Here is a 21808-nt window from a genome sequence, read left to right on the forward strand (position 1 = left end):
GATCAGAACGATGGTCTTGGTCATTTTGGGTCTCTCCTTGGTTGGGCGAACCCTTGTCCGCCGCGATGTGATGACCCTAAGCTCACCCCCGATCGGCGACGATTGCCGCAACTGACATTGTCGGGGCCAGAAGTGACAAAGCACCGACAGCCCGGAGTCTTCCGGATGGCGGCCGATCATGCGATGGGAAGCGGCGCCGTACGACCGCATCAAGCGCCCAGGGAGACCCCATGCCTACGATCGACGAAGCGAGGCTTCTGGCCAGTCGCCACCAGGTGCTGCGCGAGGCGATCGACCCGCGCCTCCCCGGCCTCTATCGCGGCAAGGTGCGCGACAATTACGACCTCCCGGAAGGCCGCCGCATCCTTGTCACCTCCGACCGCCTCTCGGCGTTCGATCGCGTACTCTGCCATGTCCCGTTCAAGGGCCAGGTGCTGAACGGCATCGCCCGCTGGGCTTTCGATGCAACCGGCGATATCTGCCCCAACCATGTGCTCGACACCCCCGACCCCAACATCGTCGTCGGCCGGCGGCTCGACATCCTGCCGGTGGAGATCGTGGTGCGCGGCTACCTCGCCGGCACCACCAGCACCTCGATCCTCACCATGTATCGCGCCGGTCGCCGTGAAATGTACGGGCAGACCCTGCCCGATGGTCTCGCCGACAACCAGGCGCTCGAAACCCCGATCATCACCCCCACCAGCAAGGCCGCCGATGGGGCACATGACGAGCCGCTGACCGAAGCCGAAATCCTCACGCGCGGCCTGCTCACCGAGGCGCAATGGCGAAAGGTCAGCGAGACCGCCCTTGCCCTGTTCGCCCGCGGCCAGGCGCTGGCTGCCGAGCGCGGCCTGATCCTTGCCGACACCAAGTATGAGTTCGGGCTCGATGCCGAGGGGACTCTCCGCCTCGCCGACGAAATCCACACCCCGGATTCCAGTCGCTACTGGCGCGCCGACACCTACCCCGAACGCCTCGCCGCCGGACAGCGTCCGCACAGCTTCGACAAGGACGTGATCCGCGAGTGGGTCGCGGCGCGCTGCGACCCCTACCGCGATGTGATCCCCGAGATACCCGATGAACTGATCTGGAAGACCGCGCTCACCTATGTCGAGGCATACCAGCGGATCACCGGGCGCAGCTTCGAGCCGCCTCCGCCAACGCCTTCGATAACCGAGCGGGTGCTTGCGGCGTTGGCGGCTTTCCACACGCGCTGAGACCGTCGCAGCGAAGCGGAGGTGCCGGGCCAACAGGGCCGGCGTCGAACTGGCAGGCAAATTCCTTTGTCATCGGAAGGCATGCCACGAACGACCCGGCACAGCCTCTACATGGTGATCCCGCCATCCACCACGAAGTTGGAACCCGTCGCATAGGCGCTCTCGTCGCTGGCGAGATACACCAGGAGATGCGCCATCTCTTCGGGTTGCGCCATGCGGCCCATCGGCTGGCGGGCGACGAAAGTCTTCCACACCTCGTCATGGTCGCCCAGCGCGTGCGCCCGCTCGTGCAGCGACGGCGAGTCGACGCTGCCGGGGCAGATGGTGTTGGCCCGGATATTGTTCTTCATGTAGTCGAACGCCACCGATTTGGTGAAGCCGATCACCGCCGCCTTGGATGACATGTAAGCGACCCGGTTCGGCACCCCCTTCATCGACGAAGCCACCGAGGCGACGTTGATGATGTTGGCCCCACCCTGCGCAATGAAGGCCGGCAGGAACGCCTGGGTCAGGACGAACATCGGCGTCACGTTGATATCGAAGCTCAGCTGCCACTCCTCGAGCGTGGTGGTTCCCAGCATCCCCTGATGCACCCAGCCGGCGCCGTTATAGAGGACGTTCACCCCATGGTGCCGGGCCGCCGCCGCGCGCAGCGCCAGGTGGTCGGTGACGTCGAGCGCGTAGGTTTCGTGCCCGGCCGAAATCGCCCTCAGCTCTTCGCCCTTGCGTGCAATGCCGGCCGCATCGCGGTCGGTGGCGATGACCCGCGCGCCCTCCCGCGCGAAGGCGGTCGCCGCCGCCCCGCCGATGCCGGCGGCCGCCGCGGTCATGAACACAACTTTCCCCTCGAGCCGTCCCATTTTCTCCCTTTCCGTCCAGTTGCTTGCGCGACCAAAGCGGTACAGCCCGGTCGTTGTCCCATTCCGCCCGTGTGGTACCATACCAGGATCAGCGAGGGGACCCGCACTATGGATGAATTGACCTGGGAGGCGCTGCTTCCCCCGATCTTTGCGGCTGCCGGCATCGACGCCACTGGAACACTGGAAATCGCCCCGCTCACGGGTGGTGTTTCGTCCGATATTGTGCGCGTCCGGCTACCCGATGGCCGGCAATACTGTGCCAAGCGCGCGCTTTCGAAGCTCAAGGTCGCGACCGACTGGCAGGCGCCGCTCGAGCGCAATCAGTATGAAGTCGCCTGGCTGCGCCGCGCCAACGCCATTGTCCCGGGCGCCGCCCCCGAGGTGATCGGCGAAGATCGCGCTCACGGCATTGCGCTGCTCGAATACCTGCCGGCCGAGGATTACGTGCTGTGGAAGGCCGAACTGCTGGCCGGCCGCGCCAATCCGTCAGTCGCTACCGCCGTCGCCGAGGCGCTCGGCCGCATCCATGCCGCGACGCTCAACGACCCCTCGGCCGCCGCCGAGTTCTCCACTGACCAGTTGATCGACGCGCTGCGCCTCGATCCCTACCTGCGCTTCACCGCCGGCCGCCACCCCGAATTGGCCGAACGCATCCTCACGGTGCTCGCCACCACTGCAAACACCAAGCTGGCCCTCGTCCACGGCGATGTCAGCCCCAAGAATATCCTGATCAGCAATGCCGATGGCCACCCCGTGCTGCTCGATGCGGAATGCGCCTGGTATGGCGATCCCGCCTTCGACGCTGCCTTCTGTCTCAACCACCTGGTGCTGAAGTCCATCCACCTGCCGGCGCTCAGGGCCGCCTTGCTCGACCAGGCAACAAGTTTCACCGCCACTTGGCTTGCACACTTCCCGGTCGCGTTGCGCGCCACCACCGATGCCCGGGTCGCGGCCCTCCTCCCCTGCCTGATGCTCGCCCGCGTCGACGGCAAATCGCCGGTCGAATATCTCAGCGACGCCAATCGCCAGGTCGTCCGTGACCTCGCCATTCCCCATATCCGCCGACCACCGACCAGCATCGCCGATCTGCTCGACCGTCTCCGTTCATTCCAGGATCGATAACGCGTTATGTCAGCCATCAAGACCATTCTCGGCCGCCAGGTCTGGGACTCGCGCGGCCGCCCCACCGTCGAGGTCGAAGTCACCCTCGCAAGCGGCGTCATCGGCCGCGCCATCGCTCCCTCTGGCGCCTCCACCGGCAGCAGAGAAGCGCTCGACAAGCGCGATGGCGGCAGGCGGCTGGGCGGCTACGGCGTCAACGGGGCGCTGGCCGCGGTAAACGGCGAGATCCGGGGCCGGCTTGTCGGCCTCGATGCCCTCGACCAGGCCGCCGCCGATCATGCCATGATCGAACTCGACGGCACGCCGCAGAAGACCAGGCTGGGCGGCAACGCCATCGTCGCCACCTCCTCGGCCATCGCCTGGGCTGCCGCGGCCGAGCAACGGATCCCGCTCTGGCAGCATTTGCGGCGCCTCGGCAAACTCGATCCCGAGGCGCAGCATATCCCGGCCCCGATGATCCAGATCTTTGGCGGCGGCCGCCACGCCGGCAACCGCATCGACATCCAGGATTTCCTCATCCTTGCCGTCGGCGCGCAGAGCTTCGCCGAAGCCACCGAGCAGATCGCCGAGGTCTACATGGCGGCCAGCAAGGCCATGGTGCAGCAGGGTAAGCTCAACGGCGTCGCCGACGAGGGCGGCGTCTGGCCGGATTTTACCGCCAACGAGGATGGGCTCGAACTGCTCACCCGTGCCATCGAGACTGCCGGGCTGCGCCCCGGCGTCGATATCGGCATCGCACTCGATGTCGCCGCCACCTCATTCTTCGCCGACGGCGCCTATCGCCTGGCGCTCGAGGGCAAGGCGCTGTCGACGCTCGGGATGATCGAACTGCTGCAGTCCTGGGTCGCTGCCTACCCGATCGTCTCGCTCGAAGACCCCCTCGCCGAGGACGATGACGAAGGCTTTGCCGAGATCACCCGACGCCTCGGCAAGTCCATCCAGATCATTGGTGACGACTATCTGACCAGTTCCGAGTCCCGTGTTGCCCTTGCCGCAGCACAGGGATGCTGCAATTCGGTGTTGCTCAAATCGAACCAGTGCGGCACCCTGACCGAATTGATTGCGGCAAGCACTGGCGCCCGCGCCGTCGGCTGGAATACCATCCAGTCCGGCCGCTCCGGTGAAAGTGAAGATGTGACGCTCAGTCATCTGGCCGTCGGTTTGATGTCCGACCAGATCAAGGTCGGCTCGATGACGCGCTCGGAACGGACCGCAAAGTGGAATGAAGTGATCCGCATTGAGGGTTACTACGTAGCACCGCGCTACTGGCGTTTTGCCATTCCGCGGCTTTAGTCGAAGGGCAGTTTGGGGGACTGGGTTTGGGGGATGCAGATAGACGAAATGGCGCGGGCCGGCCGGTTCGCGTTGAAGACGTAGCTCGCGTTGCAGGGGTTTCGCCGATTACCGTCTCACGCGCCCTGTCCTACCCCGACAAGGTCAAGGACGAGACCCGGGCGCGCATTCTCGAGGCCGTCGCCCAGACCGGCTATGTCGTCAACCGCTTCGCCTCCTCGCTTCGCTCCGGCCGCTCCAACGTCATTACCGTGTTCGTCTCCAGCCTGCTCAATCCGCATTTCGCCACTTCGGTGCAGGGCATCGTCGATTCTGTCGAGGGTAGCGGCTACCACCTGATGTTCGCCCAGACCGGCTATTCCGAAATGCTGGAGATCGACGTGGTCGAATCGGTGCTGCCGTTTCGCCCCGCCGGCGTCGTCTTCACCGGCGTGGTGCGCGCCGACAAGACCCGTCAGGCGCTGCAGAAGCTCGGCATCCCGGTGATGGAGATGTGGGGCAACCGCCCCGATCCGATCGACATGCTGGTCGGCTCGTCCAGCTATGACGCAGGCCGGTTGATGGGCGAGCATTTCGGCGAACGGGGTTTCCGCAAGGTCGCCTATAGCGGCCACACCATCGAACGGACCGCCCAGCGCATCGAAGGCTTCCGCCATGGCCTCGCCAAGCACGGCCTGACGCTGGAGCTGATCCACCCGATGGATGGCACCCGCACCTTTGCCGACGGCACGCGGGCCTTCGATGCCATTCTCGAGCAATTGCCCGGCTGCGACGCCATCTTCTTTGGTACCGACGTGCTCGCCGCGGGCGCCATGACCAGGGCGCTCGACCGCGGCATCGCCGTGCCCGGCCAGGTCGCCATCGCCGGCTATGGCGACCTCGAGTTCACCCAGCACGTCCGCCCCTCGCTCACCTCGCTGCAGGTCTCGAGTTACGAGATGGGCCGCGAAGCCGGACGCATGCTGATCAAGCGCCTCAATGGCGAAGCCATCGCCAACCCCATCGTGCTGCAGCCGATCAGCATCGTCGCCCGCGCCAGCACGCTGGGCTGATCCCCTAATCCTCCGCAAGCGGGTTGCCGCATTCGCGACACCGCAACTGACAGGCCGGCGCGGGACGCCCAGGCTGATGCGGGCGCTATCCCGCCCATTGCAACCCGACATCCCGATCTCTATCATCGCCTCCGGTACGATCCTCCCTCAATCGAAGGAATGCCTGCCCAGTCCGCCGGGATTGGGCTATGGATCGTCGAGACAGCCTGTTGATTTGAGGAGATCACTATGAGTTCGGGTAAAGGCGAGACCAACGCGGGCAAGAAGCTCCGGTCGCGCGCCTGGTTCGATAATCCGGAAAACCCGGACATGACTGCGCTCTACCTCGAGCGCTATCTCAACTACGGCATTTCGCGCGAAGAACTGCAGTCCGGCAAGCCGATCATCGGCATCGCCCAGACCGGCTCGGACATCTCGCCCTGCAATCGTCACCACCTCGAGCTCGCCAAGCGCGTGCGCGAGGGCATCCGCGATGCCGGCGGCATCGTCATGGAGTTCCCGGTTCACCCGATCCAGGAAACCGGCAAGCGCCCGACCGCCGGCCTCGACCGCAACCTCGCCTATCTCAGCCTCGTCGAAGTGTTGTACGGCTATCCGCTCGACGGCGTGGTGCTGACCATCGGCTGCGACAAGACCACCCCGGCCATGCTGATGGGCGCCGCCACCGTCAACATCCCGGCTATTGCGCTGTCGGTCGGCCCGATGCTCAACGGCTGGTTCCGCGGCGAGCGCACCGGCTCGGGTACTATCGTCTGGAAGGCCCGTCAGATGATGGCTGCCGGCGAAATCGGCTACGAGCAGTTCATCGAGCTGGTGGCGTCTTCCGCCCCCTCGACCGGCTACTGCAACACCATGGGCACCGCCTCGACCATGAACTCGCTGGCCGAGTCGCTCGGCATGCAGCTGCCTGGTTCGGCCGCCATCCCGGCGCCCTATCGCGATCGGCAGGAAATGGCCTGGCGTACCGGCAAGCGCATCGTCGAGATGGTGCATGAGGACCTCAAACCCTCCGACATCCTGACCAAGGACAACTTCATCAACACCATCGTCGTAAACTCGGCGATCGGCGGCTCGACCAACGCTCCCATCCACATCAACGCCATCGCCCGCCATATCGGCGTCGAGCTCAACATCGATGATTGGCAGAAGCACGGCCACAAGGTGCCGCTGCTGGTCAACATGCAGCCGGCCGGCGAGTACCTGGGCGAAGACTATTACCATGCGGGCGGCGTGCCGGCGGTGGTCAACGAGCTGATGAAACAGGGCCTCATCCGCGAGAACGCCCCGACCGTCAACGGCAAGACCATCGGCGAGAACTGCCGCGACACCACCATCCAGGACGACAAGGTCATCCGGCCGTTCTCCAACCCGATGAAGGCCGAAGCCGGCTTCCTGGTGCTGCGCGGCAACCTTTTCGACAACGCCATCATGAAGACCTCGGTGATCTCCGAGGAGTTCCGCCTGCGCTACCTCAACGACCCGAAGGATCCGGGCGCCTTCGAGGGCAAGGCCGTGGTGTTCGACGGGCCGGAGGATTACCACCACCGCATCGACGATCCCTCGCTCGAAATCGACGAGCACACCCTGCTGTTCATGCGCGGCGCCGGCCCGATCGGCTATCCGGGCGCAGCGGAGGTGGTGAACATGCGGCCGCCTGATTACCTGATCAAGAAAGGCATCACCTCGCTCGCCTGCATCGGCGATGGCCGCCAGTCCGGCACCTCGGGCTCGCCCTCCATCCTCAATGCCTCGCCTGAAGCGGCGGCCGGCGGCAACCTCGCCATCCTCAAGACCGGCGACCGCGTCCGCATCGACCTCAACAAGGGCGAAGCCGACATCCTCATCTCCGCCGAGGAGATCGAGCAGCGTCGGGCCGAACTGCATGCCGCCGGTGGCTACAAGTATCCGGCGCATCAGACCCCGTGGCAGGAAATCCAGCGCGGCATCGTCGACCAGCTTGGTGCCGGTGGCGTGCTGAAGAACGCGGTGAACTACCAGCGCCTGGCACAGACTGCCGGGCTCCCCCGCGACAATCACTGATCAAATCCGAGGGGGCCAATCAAGATTGGCCCCTTTCTTCTTGCGCCGGCCGTTGCGATGGGCCAACAAGCCGCCGCAATGTTTGACGAACAAGTGACGGTCAGCGCACTATCGATGCGCTGGAGCGCTTTCAGGAGAGGTTGCAGACCTTTCCGGTTCGGAAGCGTGACATATCAAAGACTTAGAGCATCACAACGATTCGACGAAGCGGTGAAATGCTCTAGTGGCGGGTGAGGGCTCGATGTCTGATATTCTGGACTATTGCAAAGGGCGGGAGGCGCAGACCTTCAAGCCCGGCCAGGTGTTGATCCGCGAGGGCGGCCAGGAAGGCCAGCTCTTCGTCCTGATCGAGGGCCAGGTCGAAGTGCTTCGCAAGGACACCCAGGTCAGCTACATCGACGAGCCCGGCTCGATCTTCGGCGAGATGGCAGTGCTGCTCGACATGCCCTCGAGCGCCACGGTCAAGGCGCTCTCCAGCGTCAAGGCCTATGCGATCGACGACGCCATCAGCTTCCTCGGCGGCAACCCCGAGATCGCGCTCTATGTCGCGACGCTCCTCGCCCGCCGGCTCTACTACACCACCTCGTACCTGGTCGATCTGCAGCAGCAGTCGGAAGGCAAGCGCGAAGACCTCGACCTCGTCGACAAGATCCTCGCTCAACTGATCGAAAAGCCCGACGAAGCCAAGCACGCCAAGCGCTCGCGGAAGTAGGCCCTTACACGAGACCGACCTCTGCGCGTGGGGCCCCCACGCACTTATAGACGTGCCAGTAACGACCTACACCAGGCCCTTGCTCAGCAGCACCGCATAGATGATCGCAGCATAGGTCAGCTGGTGCGTGATCTGATCGAGCCCATGCAGGCTCCAGAACCGCCGTGGCTGGGTGTCGACATGCACGCCGCGCGAATAGTGGATCTTGGAGTAGTCGAGCAGGTAGTGCACCACGAACTCGGCCACCACGATTCCGGCCAGCCAGGGGAGCGGCGTTCCCGCGAGCAGCAGCACCAGCGCCGTCAAACCGGCATGCACGCCCGCATGCGCGTAACCGCCAGGTTGGCGGAAATCGCCCTTGCCGCTCAGCATCCATCCCGGCTGCAGGAAGTAGTCGGCGATGTAGTGCTTGAGCTCCAGTCCGATGAACAGCAGAAAGAACAGTCCGACCATTCGGTCTTATCCTTGCGGGATGACGCCCCCACGGCTCAACCCGAGCCTCGATGCTTGCAACCTCCGGTTGTCTGAGGCAAGCGCAGAGTTTAGTCCTGTGTTAGGTTCGCGACAGCGCCGTTCAGCCGGCGTTCATGGATGGCGTGGCAGGTGGTCCGCGCCGGACGTCTGTCCCGTCGGGAGGTCTTGATGCTGCGGCTGGTTACCTCGATCGTTCTGCTGCTTCTGGTTGCCCAACCGGCCCTCGCCGCCTCAGGCAAGGCGATGGGTGTGGATCCCGCGGCGAGGCTCGAAGACAAATCCGGCGCCAAGACCCTGGTGGTCGGCACCGACGTATTCATCGGCGATCGCGTCGTCACCGACGCCAAAGGCCTGGTGCAACTGCTGTTTTCCGACAAGACCAAGCTGGTGGTCGGTCCGCGTTCCGCGCTGGTGATCGAGGATTACCTGCTGCGCGAGGATGGCTCGGGCGGCAAGTTCGCCATCAACGCCCTTTCCGGGACCTTCCGTTTCGTCACCGGCGGCGCTCCCAAGGATCGCTACCTGATCACCACGCCCACCGGCACCGTCGGCGTGCGCGGCACCGCCTTCGACCTTAATGTGCACCAGGACCACTATTCGCTGCTGCTGTTCCACGGCGCCGTGGTGATGTGCAACACGGCCAGAAAGTGCATCACGGTCGATGATTTCTGCGATGTCGGCATGGCCGACCTGACCGACGCCCGGCTGCTCGGCAACACCGACGATTTCGTCGGCGCGGAGCGCACCTCGATGCGCGGCATGTTCCCCTGGGCCGTCTCGGAAAGCGACCTGCTGAGGCCATTCTGGGTGGCGCAGGCCCGCCAATGCCTCAACCGCGCCGTGGTCCCCAACCAGACCGATGCCGGCGCCGGCAACCCCGACAGCGACCCGCAAGTGCCGCAGCGACCGTCGCGGCAGCAGCCGGGGCTGCAGACGGGCCCCAAAGGCTAACCCACCAGGACAAGATCACCCCGATGCTCCGACGCCTGCTGCCTATCCTCGCCGGCCTCGTCATTGTCGTGCTGCTCACTGCCCTGCGTATCGCCGACCCGTTCCCGGTGCAGGTGCTGCGCGAGATCGCTTTCGATTTCTACCAGCGCCTGCATCCGCGTCCGCAAGGGGACTTTCCGGTCCGCGTCATCGATATCGACGAAGCCGCGCTCGCCGAATTCGGCCAATGGCCCTGGCCGCGTGATCGCCTCGCCGCCGTCACCGACCGGCTGACCGAACTGGGCGCCGCCGCCGTCGGCTTCGACGTGCTGTTCCCCGAGATCGACCGCATGTCGCCGAGCCGTATCGCGGCGGGCCTGCCCGGCATCGATGCGGCGACGCTCCCGGACTACGATGCCATCTTTGCCGCCGCGTTGTCGCGCTCGCCATCTATCCTCGGCTTCTCGCGCACCCCTTCCGGCCGGCCGCTGACCGGCAGCCCGAAGGCCGGCTTTGCCATCTCCGGCCCCGACCCCAGCGAGCGCATCCCGTTCCTCACCGGCACCGCAGCGCCGATCCCGATCCTCCGCGATGCGGCTCCCGGCCTCGCCGCCCTCAGCCTCAATTCCGAGCTCTCGGCCGGCGCCGTCCGCCGCATCCCGATGCTGTGGACCAATGGCAGCCAGCTGTTCCCCACCCTCTCGGTCGAGGCGCTCCGCCTTGCCATGGGCATCAGCACCGTGGTGGTCTTCGGCGATACCGCCGCCGAAGGCTATGTCGACAGTATCCGGCTCGGCGATTTTACCGTACCGCTGACCTCCGAAGGTGACCTCTGGCTCTATTACAGCCGACCCAACCCGGACCTCCTGGTCTCTGCCGCTGACCTGCTCGGTCCCAACTACCAGCAGCTCGGCGACCGCATCGCCGGCAATATCGTGCTGATCGGCACCTCGGCATCGGGCCTGCTCGATCTCCACAACACCACGCTGGGCGACAATGTCGCCGGCGTCACCATCCATGCGCAGGCCATCGAGCAGATCCTTTCGGGCACCTACCTCAGCCGCCCCGACTGGATCGCCGGCCTCGAGATCGTCAGCTTCCTGGCGCTCGGCGCCTTCATGGTTGTGGTGGTCCTGCTGCTCGGACCGCTGGTCGGCATCGCCGCCGGAGCTCTGGCGCTCGGTGTCGCCATCGGGGTGTCCTGGTGGATGTTCATCACCGAGGGCTTCATGCTCGATCCGAGCTACCCACTGATCGGGCTGACCCTGCTCTATCTGGCGCTGGTGTTCTTCCGCTTCCTCACCACCGAGCGGGCCAAAAAGCAGATCCGCCGCGCCTTCGGCTACTACGTCGCCCCCTCGCTGCTGAGCGAGATCGAGAAGAACGGCGACCGGCTGAAGCTTGGCGGCGACGTACGCCGCATCACCGTGCTGTTTTCCGATATGCGCGGCTTCACCTCGCTGAGTGAACAGCTCGAGCCGCGTCGGATCCTGGCGATCCTCAATACGCTGTTCGGCGCGCTCGGCCACGAGATCGTCGGGCGCATGGGCACCATCGACAAGTTCATCGGCGACGCCATCATGGCGTTCTGGAACGCGCCCGTCGACGTCCCCGACCATGAGCGCAAGGCCTTGCGCGCCGCGCTCGGCATGCGCCAGAAGCTCGCCGAGCTGAACCAGAACGATGCATTCCTGCTCAAGGCCGACAAAGTCGCGGTGCAGGAACTCGGCATCGGCATCGGCATTTCCACCGGCGAAGCGCTGGTCGGCAATATGGGTCTCGAGACCCGCTTCGATTACTCGGCCCTCGGCGACACGGTGAACGTCGCCAGCCGGGTGGAGAGCGCCTGCAAGGAAGTCGGCTACGACATCCTGGTCGCCGATCCGGTCCGTCTCATCGTCGCTGATTTCGCCTTCCTCGAAGCCGGGGCACTGGCGCTCAAGGGCAAGGCCGAGCGCGTTGTCATCTACCTTTTGGTCGGCGACGCCGATCTCGCCAAATCCGGCGCCTTCAGCCTGCTGAAAGCCACGCACGCCGAAGCGCTTGAGGCGCTCCGCACCGGTCGCGACACCCGCGGCGCCATCGCCGAGTGTCTCGCGCTATCGGCCAAGCTCGAACCCGGCCTCAGGAAATTCTACGAACTGCTCCCCGGCCGTCGCATGGATTTCGTCGCCACTGAGACGGTGGTGCCGATCACTCCGGCGGCTTGACCGAGACCGAATGCATCTCTGCAAAAGGCCCCCTCACCCGGTACTTCGGACCGACCTCTCCCCCGAGGGAGAGGTGAGCTGTGGCAGAATCGAGCCTCTGCACCACCTCTCCCTTGGGGGAGAGGTCGCCGCGTAGCGGCGGGTGAGGGGGCCTTATGTGAGTCAGAGCCCCTCACTCCCCCGCATAGGCCTCGCGCATTTCCTCGATCTCGCCCAGCGCCTCGTAAAGCGGCCGCCAGTTATCGCTCTCGGCGATCGGCGACCACAGCGCTTCCATTTCATCGATCAGCATGGTTCGCGGCACGTCGCGCTTGAAATATGGATGGTCGAGATTGGCATTGGCTGCCGCCGGGTGCGCGGTAAGCAGCTGGGCCAGCGTCTCGAAGGCCGGGCCGCGATAGTGGTCCGACGCCGGGCTTCGCATCGCCCGCGCACCGTCGGCGCCGCGCCAATCGAAGAAGAACTGTTCGTATGGCATCTGCGTCTCGCGCAGGAAATTGTACACTTCCTGCACCAGCAGCGCGTCCGCCTCGACGCCGAGCGACTCAAGCCCCAGCCGCTCCAGCACCGCCTGCCAGATCGAGCGCTGGAACGCCGGCCAGAACTGATTCAGGGCCGCTTCCATCTCCTGGTGCTCGCCCAGCGGCAGCAGCACCTCGGCCAGCCGCGTCAGGTTCCAGGCCAGCGTGTCCGGCTGCTTGCCGAACGCATAGAGCCCCCACTCATCGAAATAGGCCGCGGTGAAGCCCGGATCATAGGTCGGGAGGAACCGCCACGGTCCGTAGTCGAAGCTCTCACCGGTGATGTTGATATTGTCGGTGTTGAGCACCCCATGCACGAACCCGGCCGCGATCCAGCGCGCTCCGGTTTCGGCGACATGCTCGCTCACCGCCTGGAGGAACTTCGCCGCCCGCCCATTGTCGCCCTCGACCCAGAGCTCGGGGTAGTAGGCCTTGACGGAGTGGTCGAGCAGCGACCTGAGCCGCTCTTCTTCCTTCAGGTAGCTGAGCCGCTGAAAGGTGCCGATCCGCGTGTGCCCATGGCTCAGCCGCACCAGCACCGACGCGCGCGTCGGTGACGGCTCGTCGCCGCGCTGCAGCTCCTCGCCGGTCTCGATCAGCGACAGCGATTTCGAGGTGTTCACCTGGAGCGCCTCGAGCATCGCCGTCGCCAGCACTTCGCGCACCCCGCCCTTCAATGTCAGCCGCCCGTCGCCGGCACGCGACCACGGCGTCCGCCCCGAGCCCTTGGTGCCGAGGTCCAGCAGGCGCCCGTCACTCAGGTCCTCGAGCTGCGCATAGAGGAAGCCGCGCCCGTCACCGAGATCTGGGTTGTAGGTCTGGAACTGATGCCCGTGGTAGCGCAGCGCCAGCGGCTCCGGGAACGACCCCGGCAACGGCTCGAACTTGCCGAAATGGCTGACCCACTCTTCGTCCGTCAGCCCATCCAGCCCCACCGACGCCGCCGCCCGCTGGTTGCGGTAGCGCAGGATATGCTCCGGGAAGCTCGCCGCCCTGACCTTGTCGAAATAGCCCTCACCCAGCTCGGCATGGGTGGTACGGGGCTTGAAGGGATGGGTCATCGCTCGCCGCGCCTCCCTCCCCATCCCTCCCCGCCAGGGGAAGGGTGCCACATCCAGTTGAACGCACGACCAAGCCACAACCACCGGCCGGCACCTCTCCCGTGACGGGGGAGGTTGGGAGGGGGTGCGCCCCAGGTGCTGAAGCCTGTGAAGCTCACCGCCGAAACACCCCCACTACCTCGACATGCGTCGAGAATGCGAACTGATCCACCGGCACGACGCTCTCCAACCGATATCCACCGGCAATCAGGATCGCCGCATCTCGCGCGAAAGTCTTGGGCTCGCACGATACCGCGACCACTGTCTTGACGGTGCTGCGCGCCAGCTCCTTCGCCTGCGCTTCGGCGCCGGCCCGCGGCGGGTCGAACACCACCGCATCGAAGGGGTTGAGCTCGATCGGCGCCAGCGGGTCGCGGAACAGGTCGCGCACCTTGGCGTCCACCGGCTTCAGCCCCTGCACGTGGTTCACCGCCTTGACCAGCGCCGCGATACCTGCCCGGTCGCTGTCGGCCGCAAACACCCGCGCCCCCTCGGCCAGCCGCAGCGCGAACGGCCCGACCCCCGAGAACAGGTCGGCCACGGATTTCACCTTGCCAACGCTTTCGCTCACCAGCCGCGCCAGCGTTTCTTCCGCCGCCGCCGTTGCCTGCAGGAAACTGGAAGGCGGAATCTCCACCATGGCCTTGCCCATCTTGATCGCCGGCGGGCGCGCCATGTAGACCGCATCGCCGTTGAAGGTCAGCCGCGCCAGCTTTTGCGCCCGCGCGAACTCCGCCAGGGCCACCGACTTCAGCTTCCGTTCCGACTTGATGCTGAGGTCGATGCCGGTATCGGTCAGCGTGAAGGAAACGTCGCAATCGCCGGCCAGCGGCTGCAGCGCCCGGGCGATCCGCGGCGCGTGCTTCGATAAAGTCGGCACGAGGATCGGGCAGGCGTCGATATCGAGCACTTCGTGGCTCTTCGCCCGCATGTAGCCGGCCCCGGTCTTGCGCACATGCAAGGTCGCCCGCCGCCGCCCAGCCCCGGTCGCGTCGAGGAGCGGCTGCACCACGGTTTCGACCTCGGCATGCTGCAACGCGATCTCGACCAGGCCGCGCTTGAAGCTGGCGTAGGTCTCGCGGTTCAGGTGCTGCAGCGAACAGCCGCCGCAAACTCCGAAATACGGGCTGACCGGCTCGGCCCGCTCGGCACTCGGTTCGATGACGCTGATGAGCGTGCCGCGCTCGCCCTCGCGCGCGATTTCCACCCGCTCGCCCGGCAGGGTGAACGGCACAAACACCCGCTCCCCGCCGATCTGTGCAATGCCGTCGCCGTGCTGGCCGATGCTGTCGATGAGTACTTCTGTCATGGACCGGACGTAGCAGGCTTTACTGGCAGCGGTAAGGCCCCCTCACCCGGCCTTCGGCCGACCTCTCCCCCAAGGGAGAGGTGCGCAGCGGCACGATCTTGCCCCATCATCACCTCTTCCTGGGGGGAGAGGTCGCCGCAAAGCGGCGGGTGAGGGGGCCTTCTGGAAGTCTCAGACCGGTTGGCTCACCAGCTCCAGCAGGCTGGCGATCGAGACGAACGGGATCCCCATCCGCTCGCTCAACCCCGTGGCGCAGGTCGATACTGTCGACAGTCCGATCTCGCACCCCTCGGGGATCTGTGCCTTGGCAAAGCGCGTCGCGTGGGCATTGAGCTCGGGGACATAGAGCCCCTTGTCGCCGGCATAACCGCAGCAGGTGATGGCATCGAGCACCACCACTTTCCGGGCAATCACCGCAGCCAGCGCCTCGATGGCGCCCTGCTCCTTCAGCCGCTGCGCCGAGCAATTGTGATGCACCGCCACCGCCGGCAGCGGCTTGGTGATGGTCAGCCGCGGCAGGATCTCCTTGATGAGGAACTCCGCCGAATCCATCACTGCCGCCTCCCCCGGGTGCTCGCGCATATGCTTGGCGCAGGTCGAGGCATCGGTGACCACCGGCAGCGCCCCGCCATTGCTGAGCCCGTCGAGTTCGCGCCGGGTCGATCCGCCGACCCGCTCGGCTTCCTCCGGAAAGCCCTTCGACAGGAACGGCTGGCCGCAGCACTGCCCCTCGAGCTTTTCCGGCACCACCGGGTCGAACCCGGCCCGCCACATCAGTTCGATCATCGCATCGGTGGTCGGCAAGAGCCCGTTCTCGCGCGTCGGCGCGCCGAACATCCGCGTCGCGCAGGAGGGGAAATATACCACCTGGCCGTTCGGCGCGTTGCGCGCCGGCACCGGCTTGGGTGCCCCAGGCCCCGGCCGCAGCGCCGGCGATACCCGCGGCACCGCCTTGGGCGCCAGCGCATGCATGGCGCCGGCCACTGCATCGACCACGCCATTGCCGACGATCCGGCGGCCCAGCGCCTGCGCCCCAACGCCGAGCTTCATGCCGGTCTCGAGCGCCGCGGTATGTCCGCCAACCCAGTGCGCGACGCCGCGATCGCCATCGGTCCGCCGCCGTCCGCGCTCGCCGATCACCATGGTGCCGGTTTCGATGCCCACCGGGCAGCGCAGCGAGCAGAGGTTGCACGCCGCACAGGTGTCGAGCCCCACATACTGGAAGCCCTCGTCCATGGCCTTCAGCCGCTTCGGGTCCTCGCCCGTTTGCCTGAGCCGCGCCCGCTCGCGCGTCACCGCGATACGCTGGCGTGGGCTGAGCGTCATATGGTGGCTGGGGCAGGCCGGCTCGCAGAAGCCGCATTCGATGCAGAGGTCGACGATGTCGTCGGCCAGCGGCATCAGCTTGAGGTTCTTGATGTGGATATCCGGGTCGGGATTGAGCAGCACGCCCGGATTGAGCAGCCCCTCCGGATCGAACAGCCGCTTGATCTCATGCATGATGAGATAAGCCTTGGTGCCCCACTCGGCCTCGACGAACGGCGCAATGGCGCGGCCGGTGCCGTGCTCGGCCTTCAATGAGCCGCCATAGCGGACCGATACCAGCTCCGACAGTTCCTTGGAAAAGTGATCGAACTTCGCCGCCGCCTGCGGGTCCATGAAGTTGTCGCTCATCTGGAAGTGCAGGTTGCCGGCAAGCGCATGCCCGAAAATGATCGCGTCCTCGTAGCCGCACTCGTCGAGGAGCTTGCGCATATCGATGACGAAATCGGCCAGCCGGTCGATCGGCGCCGCCACGTCCTCGGTCAGCATCGAGGTGCCCTTCGGCCGCGCCGCCCCGCCGGTGGCGAAGAAACCTTTCCGCACGTCCCACAGCCCATGCGAGACATGCTCATCGGCCGAAAACGTGATGTCCGTCGCCCCCTCGGAGGCAAGAATCGCCGAGGCCTTGGCGGTCTCGGCCTCGAGCGTTGCCTGGTCGGGCGCCGTCACGTCGATCAGGATCACCGGCGAGGTATCGGTGAAGAATTTCACATAGGGCCTTATCGCCGGCAGGTGCTCGACCGTCGCCAGCGCCCGCCGCTCGATATATTCGGCGGCGGTGACGCCGGTCGTCACCTGCACCCCACCGTTGGCCAGCTTCGAGATGGCGCGCGCGCACGAGTACGGGTCGGGGAACGGGATCAGCCCGGTCACCTTGAATGGGTGCTCGGGGATGGTGTTGTAGGTCACCTCGGAAACGAAGCCGAGCGTGCCCTCCGAGCCGACGATCAGGTGGATCAGGATGTCGATCGGATCGTGGAAATCGAGCAGCGCGTTGATCGAGTAGCCGACGGTGTTCTTGATCCGGTATTTCTTGCGGATCAGCTCGACCAGCGCCGGGTCGGCCGAAACCTTCTGGTGCAGCGACCTGAGCTCATCGAGCAGCGGCGCATGCGACACCCGAAACGCCGCGACCGATGCCGGATCGCCGGAGTCGAGCACCGTGCCGTCGACCAGCATGACCCGCAGCCGGTGCATGGTGTGGTAGGTATTGTAGGCAACGCCGCAGCACATGCCGGACGAGTTGTTGTTGACCACCCCGCCGATCTTGCAGGTCGCCTGGCTTGCCGGATCCGGCCCGAGCTTCGCCCCGAACGGCTTCAGCGCCTTGTTGGCATTGGCGACGATCACCGCCGGCCCAAGCGTCACACGCTGGCCGGCGTCATGGATCTCGAGCGTCTTCCAGCCATCGCCGAGCACCGCGAGCACCCCATCGGTGATCGCTTGTCCCGACAACGACGTCCCCGCTGCGCGAAACGTCAGCGGCAGCTTTTCCGCACGGGCCGCATCGATCACTGCCCGCACTTCGTCTTCGGTGTTGACGATCACCACCACTGCCGGAATCAGCCGATAGGAGCTGGCATCGCCCGAATAGGCGTAGGTCATCACCGGGTCGGTCATGATCCGGTCCTTGCGGATCAAATCCTTGAGCCGCGCGATCACCCCTTGCGTCGCCGCAGCCCGGTCCACCCCGATCGGGGCCATCTCGTTCACGTCACTATCCGCCCTTTAGGCCCGGAACGAGAAATCTCGCAGCCGGGCAAGATGTTTGACTGGCATGTTAGAGACATTCGCAGCTGGGCGGTAGTGAGGCATTGGTCGTGGGCGCCATCGCGCTCGCTGATCGCCGGCCCTTGCGGAGCGCCAGGCCCCCCGAGACCGGTTTGCCAAGACGAAACTCCCGCCTGTCGGAAGCATCCGGCCAGACGGGAGTGTCTATCGTTGCTTCGGAATACCCCGGAGCTAGCCGAGGTCGACTTCGGTCGTATCTTCCTCAAGCCCCTCGCGGATTTCCTGCGCCGCGCGGCGCAGGATTTCCGCCACCCGGCGATCCTCTTCGGGGTCGCGACGGATCGCTTCCTTGATCGCCTTCTTCAGCGCCTTGCGGGCATCATTCACTTCCGGCGCCACGTCGTCGAGATCACGGTCGGGTCGGCCGTGGTGGCGGGCGTGGTCGTGGTGGGGGTGGTCGGGCCGTTCGGGATGGTCCGGGCGCGGCGGAGGGCCGCCGCGATCGCCGAACCAGCCATGCCGGCCAAACTCCCGCCCCATGCCGCGAAATCGCTCGCGGAATTGCTCCGCCTCCCCCGGCGTGAAGGGAAAGTCCTGGCTCGCCATGCGCTCGCGCAGGTGCTCCATGCCCGAGCCTGCCTTGGCGAGGAAATCGAGCGTCGACTGGATCGCCTCGCGATTGTCGTTGAGGTGCGTCCGGCCGTCCTCGGTGATGGTATAGAGCTTCTTGTTGCCCTCGGCGGCCGAGGTCACGTAGCCCGCTTCCTCGAGATAGGTCAGCGCCGGATAGACGATGCCCGGGCTCGGCGAATAAAAGCCCTTCGAATGCTCTTCGATCGCCTTGATCAGGTCATAGCCGTGCCGCGGCTGCTGTTCGATCAGGAACAGCGCCACGAGCCGGAGGTCCCCCGAAGCCAACATCCGCCCGATGCGGAAATTGCCCCCGAACCCACCCCAGTCGCCAGGATTGATGTTGGCTTCGAAGTTGCCGAATTTGCGGAAACCGCGCCGCGCCATGGCTTCCATGCGCCGCCAGTTCCGGTCCCACCTGTGGTCGTGATCATGCATATCACATCTCCAAGATATATCTTACGATAGCCGGAAGATATGCTTCCTCCCTTGAGGCTTCAAGATAGCTCTCAAGATATATCTTAAGTCAGCGATGCTGACGGATGGGCACGCGGCGCTGATGAACACCCTCATCGCTTCCCCCAACCTCGGTGTCATCCCAGCGAAAGCTGGGACCCATCCATCAGGCTGAGCAAGCGGCGAGTTGGGTCCCAGCTTTCGCTGGGATGACATCGAGTGTTTGGACGCTCCGGTGGAAACTACCCCGCGATCGCCTTCACATAGCGATCCGCCGAAGCCCGCACGCGCGCCTTGGCATCCCGCGTCATCACCCGATCCCACCACCCGGCATAGATCCGATCATAGGCAAACGGCTCTACCGTGCCGACGATGCGGTTCACTTCGCGCGCCGGCAGCGGGATCAGGTTGGGATAGGAATACATGAAGCTGACCCATCGGGTGTCCGGCACCACCATGATGGTGTCGCCGGTCATCAGTACGCCCTTGCCATCCTCGCCAGTCCAGTGCAGCGCGGTGGAGCCGATGAAATGCCCGCCGCAACGCACCAGCGTCACCCCTTGCCCCAGCTCCAGCGTCTCGCCCTGCCAGTAGCTCACGCGCTCCGACGGCCGCATCACATATTGCCGGTTGGCCTCGTGGATATGGATCGGCACCCCGCCCAGCGCCTCCGACCAGTCCACCATCGAGGAATAGAAATGCGGATGCGAGATCGCCATTGCCCGCACCCCACCCAGTTCCTTGATCCGTGCTACCGCCTCGTCGGTTACCAGCGGCGTGCAATCCCACAGGATCCCGCCTCCCGGCTGCCGGATCAGCAGCATGCGCTGCCCGATGGCGATCGACGGCGTCGCCCCGATCCCCACCAGCCCCGGCTCCTGCTCCTTGAACTCGATCGTATGCTTCTGTTGAAGCTCCGCCAGCGTCGTCCAGCGCTGCCCGGCGGCGGTCACATATTGCCGCTCGTCATCACAGATGACGCAGCGCTCGGGCGGCGCCTCGGACGGCGCATGGCCCACGCCACAGGTGACGCAGATGAAGGATTGCATCGAGACTCTCCGGTCGTTGTGGTGCTGCCGACATCTTTTTATCGAACGAGCGGAGAATTGGAACCCGGCGGGACGCCCCAAGGCTGCAGTCATCTCTCCCTCCCCCTTGTGGGGAGGGTAGCGGAGCAGGACTGGCGTTAGCCGGTCCGTTGCGCAGCTGGGTAGGGGTTGGCCGCGAGCTCAGAGCATGGGGCTCACCCCCACCCAGCGACGCTAGTTCGCCTCGCTCACAAGCTTCGCTGCCCTCCCCACAAGGGAGGGAGACATCAAGCCTGGCGCTACTGCGCCACCAGCCCCTTCCACTGCTCCAACTCATCGAGCGTCTCGCCCGCCCCGGCCAGTGCGAACTGGTAGATGTCGAAGCTGCCGACCATCACGCCATAATAGCCCGGTCGCTCGCGGGCCTCGTGCTTGAGCCTCAGGATCAGATCCCGGTCACACGCCGACAAATCTGCCCTCAGGTTGGCATCCCGCGCCTGACGCACCGCGAAATCGAACGGCTCCCAGCCCCAGATGTCGCATTTCCACGGGTTGCCGGCATAATCCTTGAACTCGATGCCCCAGTAGAGCCCGGCGCCGAGCGGGTGCGGCTCGACATAGTCATTGAGAAAGCTTGCCTTGTGCAACTGCAGCCCGGCGCGGTCGAACTGGATGGCAATGTCGGCAGCGAGCCCGGCCCATTCGGCCCAGCGCTCGGCCTCGCACGGCATATGGATGTCGATATCGCGCCACACCATCAGGTCGTAGCCGGCGCTGCCGGTCACCACCGCCTCGCCGAAGCGGGCGTTGAGCAGTTCGAGGAGGCCCGTCTCGACCAGCACCGTACGGGCTTCCGCCCTCAGTTCCGCAGCGAGGTGCCGCCTCTCTTCTGCGTCCGGAAGAGCTGCGTCCATTCCCATTTCCCCATAGCGAGACCTGCGATCTCGCGTGCATAAAGACCGGAGTACGGGGTATCCCGACCCCGGAATCAAAAGCCCGGCTCGTGAGCCGGGCTGAACTCTAGTCGGGCTCGTGCCCAAACTGTGGCACGACGAGCATCGTCAACCGATTTACTCGGCTTTCGTCTCGGTCGCGGCGGCAGCCTCGGCCGCCGCAGCAGCAGCGGCTTCCTCGGCGTCCTTCTGGGCAAGTTCCTTGGCCAGAGCCTCGGCGGCGGCGATCTTCTCGGCCTCGCGGGCGTTCTTGGCTTCGATGGCGGCTTCGCGCTCGCCGGCCTCGATCTTCTTGGTACGGGCGCCCTGGTTCTCGAAAATACGGGCAGACTTGCCGCGACGGTCGCGCAGGTAATAGAGCTTGGCGCGGCGGACCTTGCCGCGCTTGATCACTTCGACGCGGTCGATATTGGGGGAGAGCACGGGGAACACGCGTTCCACGCCTTCGCCGTACGAAATCTTGCGCACGGTGAAGCTTTCCATGATGCCGGTGCCGGAGCGGGCAATAACCACGCCCTCATAGGCCTGCAGGCGTTCCTTGTCGCCTTCACGGATCTTCACCCACACCTTGACGGTATCGCCATGGGTAAATTCCGGATGGGCGCCTTTGGCGAGCAGCTTGTCGTGCTGCTCCTGATTGAGCTGTTCGATGATCTTGGACATCTGATGTTCCGTTCGTCTTTTTCAAAGGAGCGTTTCGCCGGCTTTCGCCGACCGCCCGGTCTTGGTTGCACGGATTTTTATGCATTATTGGCCGAGCCGAAGCTCAGGCGAGCGGGGCTATAGAGGAAGAATGCCGAGGAGTCTAGGGTTTGCTCGACATCGCATAGGCCACCGGGTCAGTCCC

At 65.3% G+C, this 21808-nt stretch carries 17 protein-coding genes; 8 read left to right on the forward strand and 9 right to left on the reverse strand.

The window, feature by feature from the left end; genetic code table 11:
- The first annotated feature begins 230 nt into the window (after positions 1-230).
- Positions 231-1217 carry a phosphoribosylaminoimidazolesuccinocarboxamide synthase gene (locus VGV07_RS13485; protein WP_326869228.1) on the forward strand — a complete coding sequence of 329 codons (987 nt, stop codon included), beginning with the start codon at positions 231-233 and terminating at the stop codon, positions 1215-1217.
- A gap of 107 nt (positions 1218-1324) precedes the next feature.
- Here the strand turns inward: VGV07_RS13485 and VGV07_RS13490 are convergent, their stop codons facing one another.
- Complete coding sequence (locus VGV07_RS13490) at positions 1325-2047, reverse strand: SDR family oxidoreductase (protein ID WP_326869229.1); 723 nt, start codon at positions 2045-2047, stop codon at positions 1325-1327.
- A gap of 138 nt (positions 2048-2185) precedes the next feature.
- On the opposite strand from VGV07_RS13490, the gene VGV07_RS13495 reads away from it, so the two are divergent.
- The 5 genes from VGV07_RS13495 to VGV07_RS13515 all read left to right on the forward strand — a co-directional run bounded on the left by VGV07_RS13495 (position 2186) and on the right by VGV07_RS13515 (position 8296).
- Positions 2186-3199 carry a phosphotransferase family protein gene (locus VGV07_RS13495; RefSeq protein WP_326869230.1) on the forward strand — a complete coding sequence of 338 codons (1014 nt, stop codon included), beginning with the start codon at positions 2186-2188 and terminating at the stop codon, positions 3197-3199.
- A gap of 6 nt (positions 3200-3205) precedes the next feature.
- On the forward strand, positions 3206-4492 hold the full coding sequence (eno, locus tag VGV07_RS13500) for a phosphopyruvate hydratase (protein ID WP_326869231.1): 1287 nt from the start codon (positions 3206-3208) through the stop codon (positions 4490-4492).
- 26 nt (positions 4493-4518) lie between these two features.
- Positions 4519-5544 carry a LacI family DNA-binding transcriptional regulator gene (locus tag VGV07_RS13505; protein ID WP_326869232.1) on the forward strand — a complete coding sequence of 342 codons (1026 nt, stop codon included), beginning with the start codon at positions 4519-4521 and terminating at the stop codon, positions 5542-5544.
- Positions 5545-5772: 228 nt separating this feature from the next.
- Entirely contained in the window at positions 5773-7584 is a 1812-nt protein-coding gene (locus VGV07_RS13510; protein WP_326869233.1) for an IlvD/Edd family dehydratase, read from the forward strand.
- 241 nt (positions 7585-7825) lie between these two features.
- On the forward strand, positions 7826-8296 hold the full coding sequence (locus VGV07_RS13515; RefSeq protein WP_326869234.1) for a cyclic nucleotide-binding domain-containing protein: 471 nt from the start codon (positions 7826-7828) through the stop codon (positions 8294-8296).
- Between the two features lie 66 nt (positions 8297-8362).
- Here the strand turns inward: VGV07_RS13515 and VGV07_RS13520 are convergent, their stop codons facing one another.
- On the reverse strand, positions 8363-8749 hold the full coding sequence (locus VGV07_RS13520) for a DUF3307 domain-containing protein (RefSeq protein WP_326869235.1): 387 nt from the start codon (positions 8747-8749) through the stop codon (positions 8363-8365).
- 189 nt (positions 8750-8938) lie between these two features.
- Here VGV07_RS13520 and VGV07_RS13525 point away from each other — a divergent pair, with 189 nt between their 5' ends.
- Positions 8939-9721 (forward strand): FecR family protein, encoded by a 783-nt coding sequence (locus VGV07_RS13525; protein ID WP_326869236.1) that lies wholly within the window; start codon positions 8939-8941, stop codon positions 9719-9721.
- Between the two features lie 23 nt (positions 9722-9744).
- Entirely contained in the window at positions 9745-11910 is a 2166-nt protein-coding gene (locus VGV07_RS13530) for an adenylate/guanylate cyclase domain-containing protein (protein WP_326869237.1), read from the forward strand.
- Between the two features lie 172 nt (positions 11911-12082).
- On the opposite strand, the gene VGV07_RS13535 is transcribed toward VGV07_RS13530, so the two are convergent.
- The 7 genes from VGV07_RS13535 to rplS all read right to left on the reverse strand — a co-directional run bounded on the left by VGV07_RS13535 (position 12083) and on the right by rplS (position 21624).
- The gene (locus VGV07_RS13535) at positions 12083-13492 is read right to left on the reverse strand and encodes a protein adenylyltransferase SelO family protein (protein WP_326869238.1); all 1410 of its coding nucleotides are present in this window, start codon (positions 13490-13492) and stop codon (positions 12083-12085) included.
- 154 nt (positions 13493-13646) lie between these two features.
- Positions 13647-14840 carry a class I SAM-dependent RNA methyltransferase gene (locus VGV07_RS13540; protein ID WP_326869239.1) on the reverse strand — a complete coding sequence of 398 codons (1194 nt, stop codon included), beginning with the start codon at positions 14838-14840 and terminating at the stop codon, positions 13647-13649.
- Positions 14841-15011: 171 nt separating this feature from the next.
- Complete coding sequence (locus VGV07_RS13545; protein ID WP_326869263.1) at positions 15012-17867, reverse strand: FAD-binding and (Fe-S)-binding domain-containing protein; 2856 nt, start codon at positions 17865-17867, stop codon at positions 15012-15014.
- Positions 17868-18125: 258 nt separating this feature from the next.
- Positions 18126-18962 (reverse strand): PadR family transcriptional regulator, encoded by an 837-nt coding sequence (locus VGV07_RS27410; RefSeq protein ID WP_414649949.1) that lies wholly within the window; start codon positions 18960-18962, stop codon positions 18126-18128.
- Between the two features lie 260 nt (positions 18963-19222).
- Positions 19223-20029, reverse strand: a complete 807-nt coding sequence (locus tag VGV07_RS13555; RefSeq protein WP_326869240.1) for an MBL fold metallo-hydrolase — start codon at positions 20027-20029, stop codon at positions 19223-19225.
- A gap of 278 nt (positions 20030-20307) precedes the next feature.
- On the reverse strand, positions 20308-20922 hold the full coding sequence (locus VGV07_RS13560; RefSeq protein WP_326869241.1) for a hypothetical protein: 615 nt from the start codon (positions 20920-20922) through the stop codon (positions 20308-20310).
- Between the two features lie 156 nt (positions 20923-21078).
- Positions 21079-21624 (reverse strand): 50S ribosomal protein L19, encoded by a 546-nt coding sequence (gene rplS / locus VGV07_RS13565; protein ID WP_326869242.1) that lies wholly within the window; start codon positions 21622-21624, stop codon positions 21079-21081.
- Positions 21625-21808: the final 184 nt, after the last annotated feature.

The organism is Devosia sp. (assembly GCF_035944845.1).
In the GTDB taxonomy this organism is placed as follows: Bacteria; Pseudomonadota; Alphaproteobacteria; order Rhizobiales; family Devosiaceae; genus Devosia_A.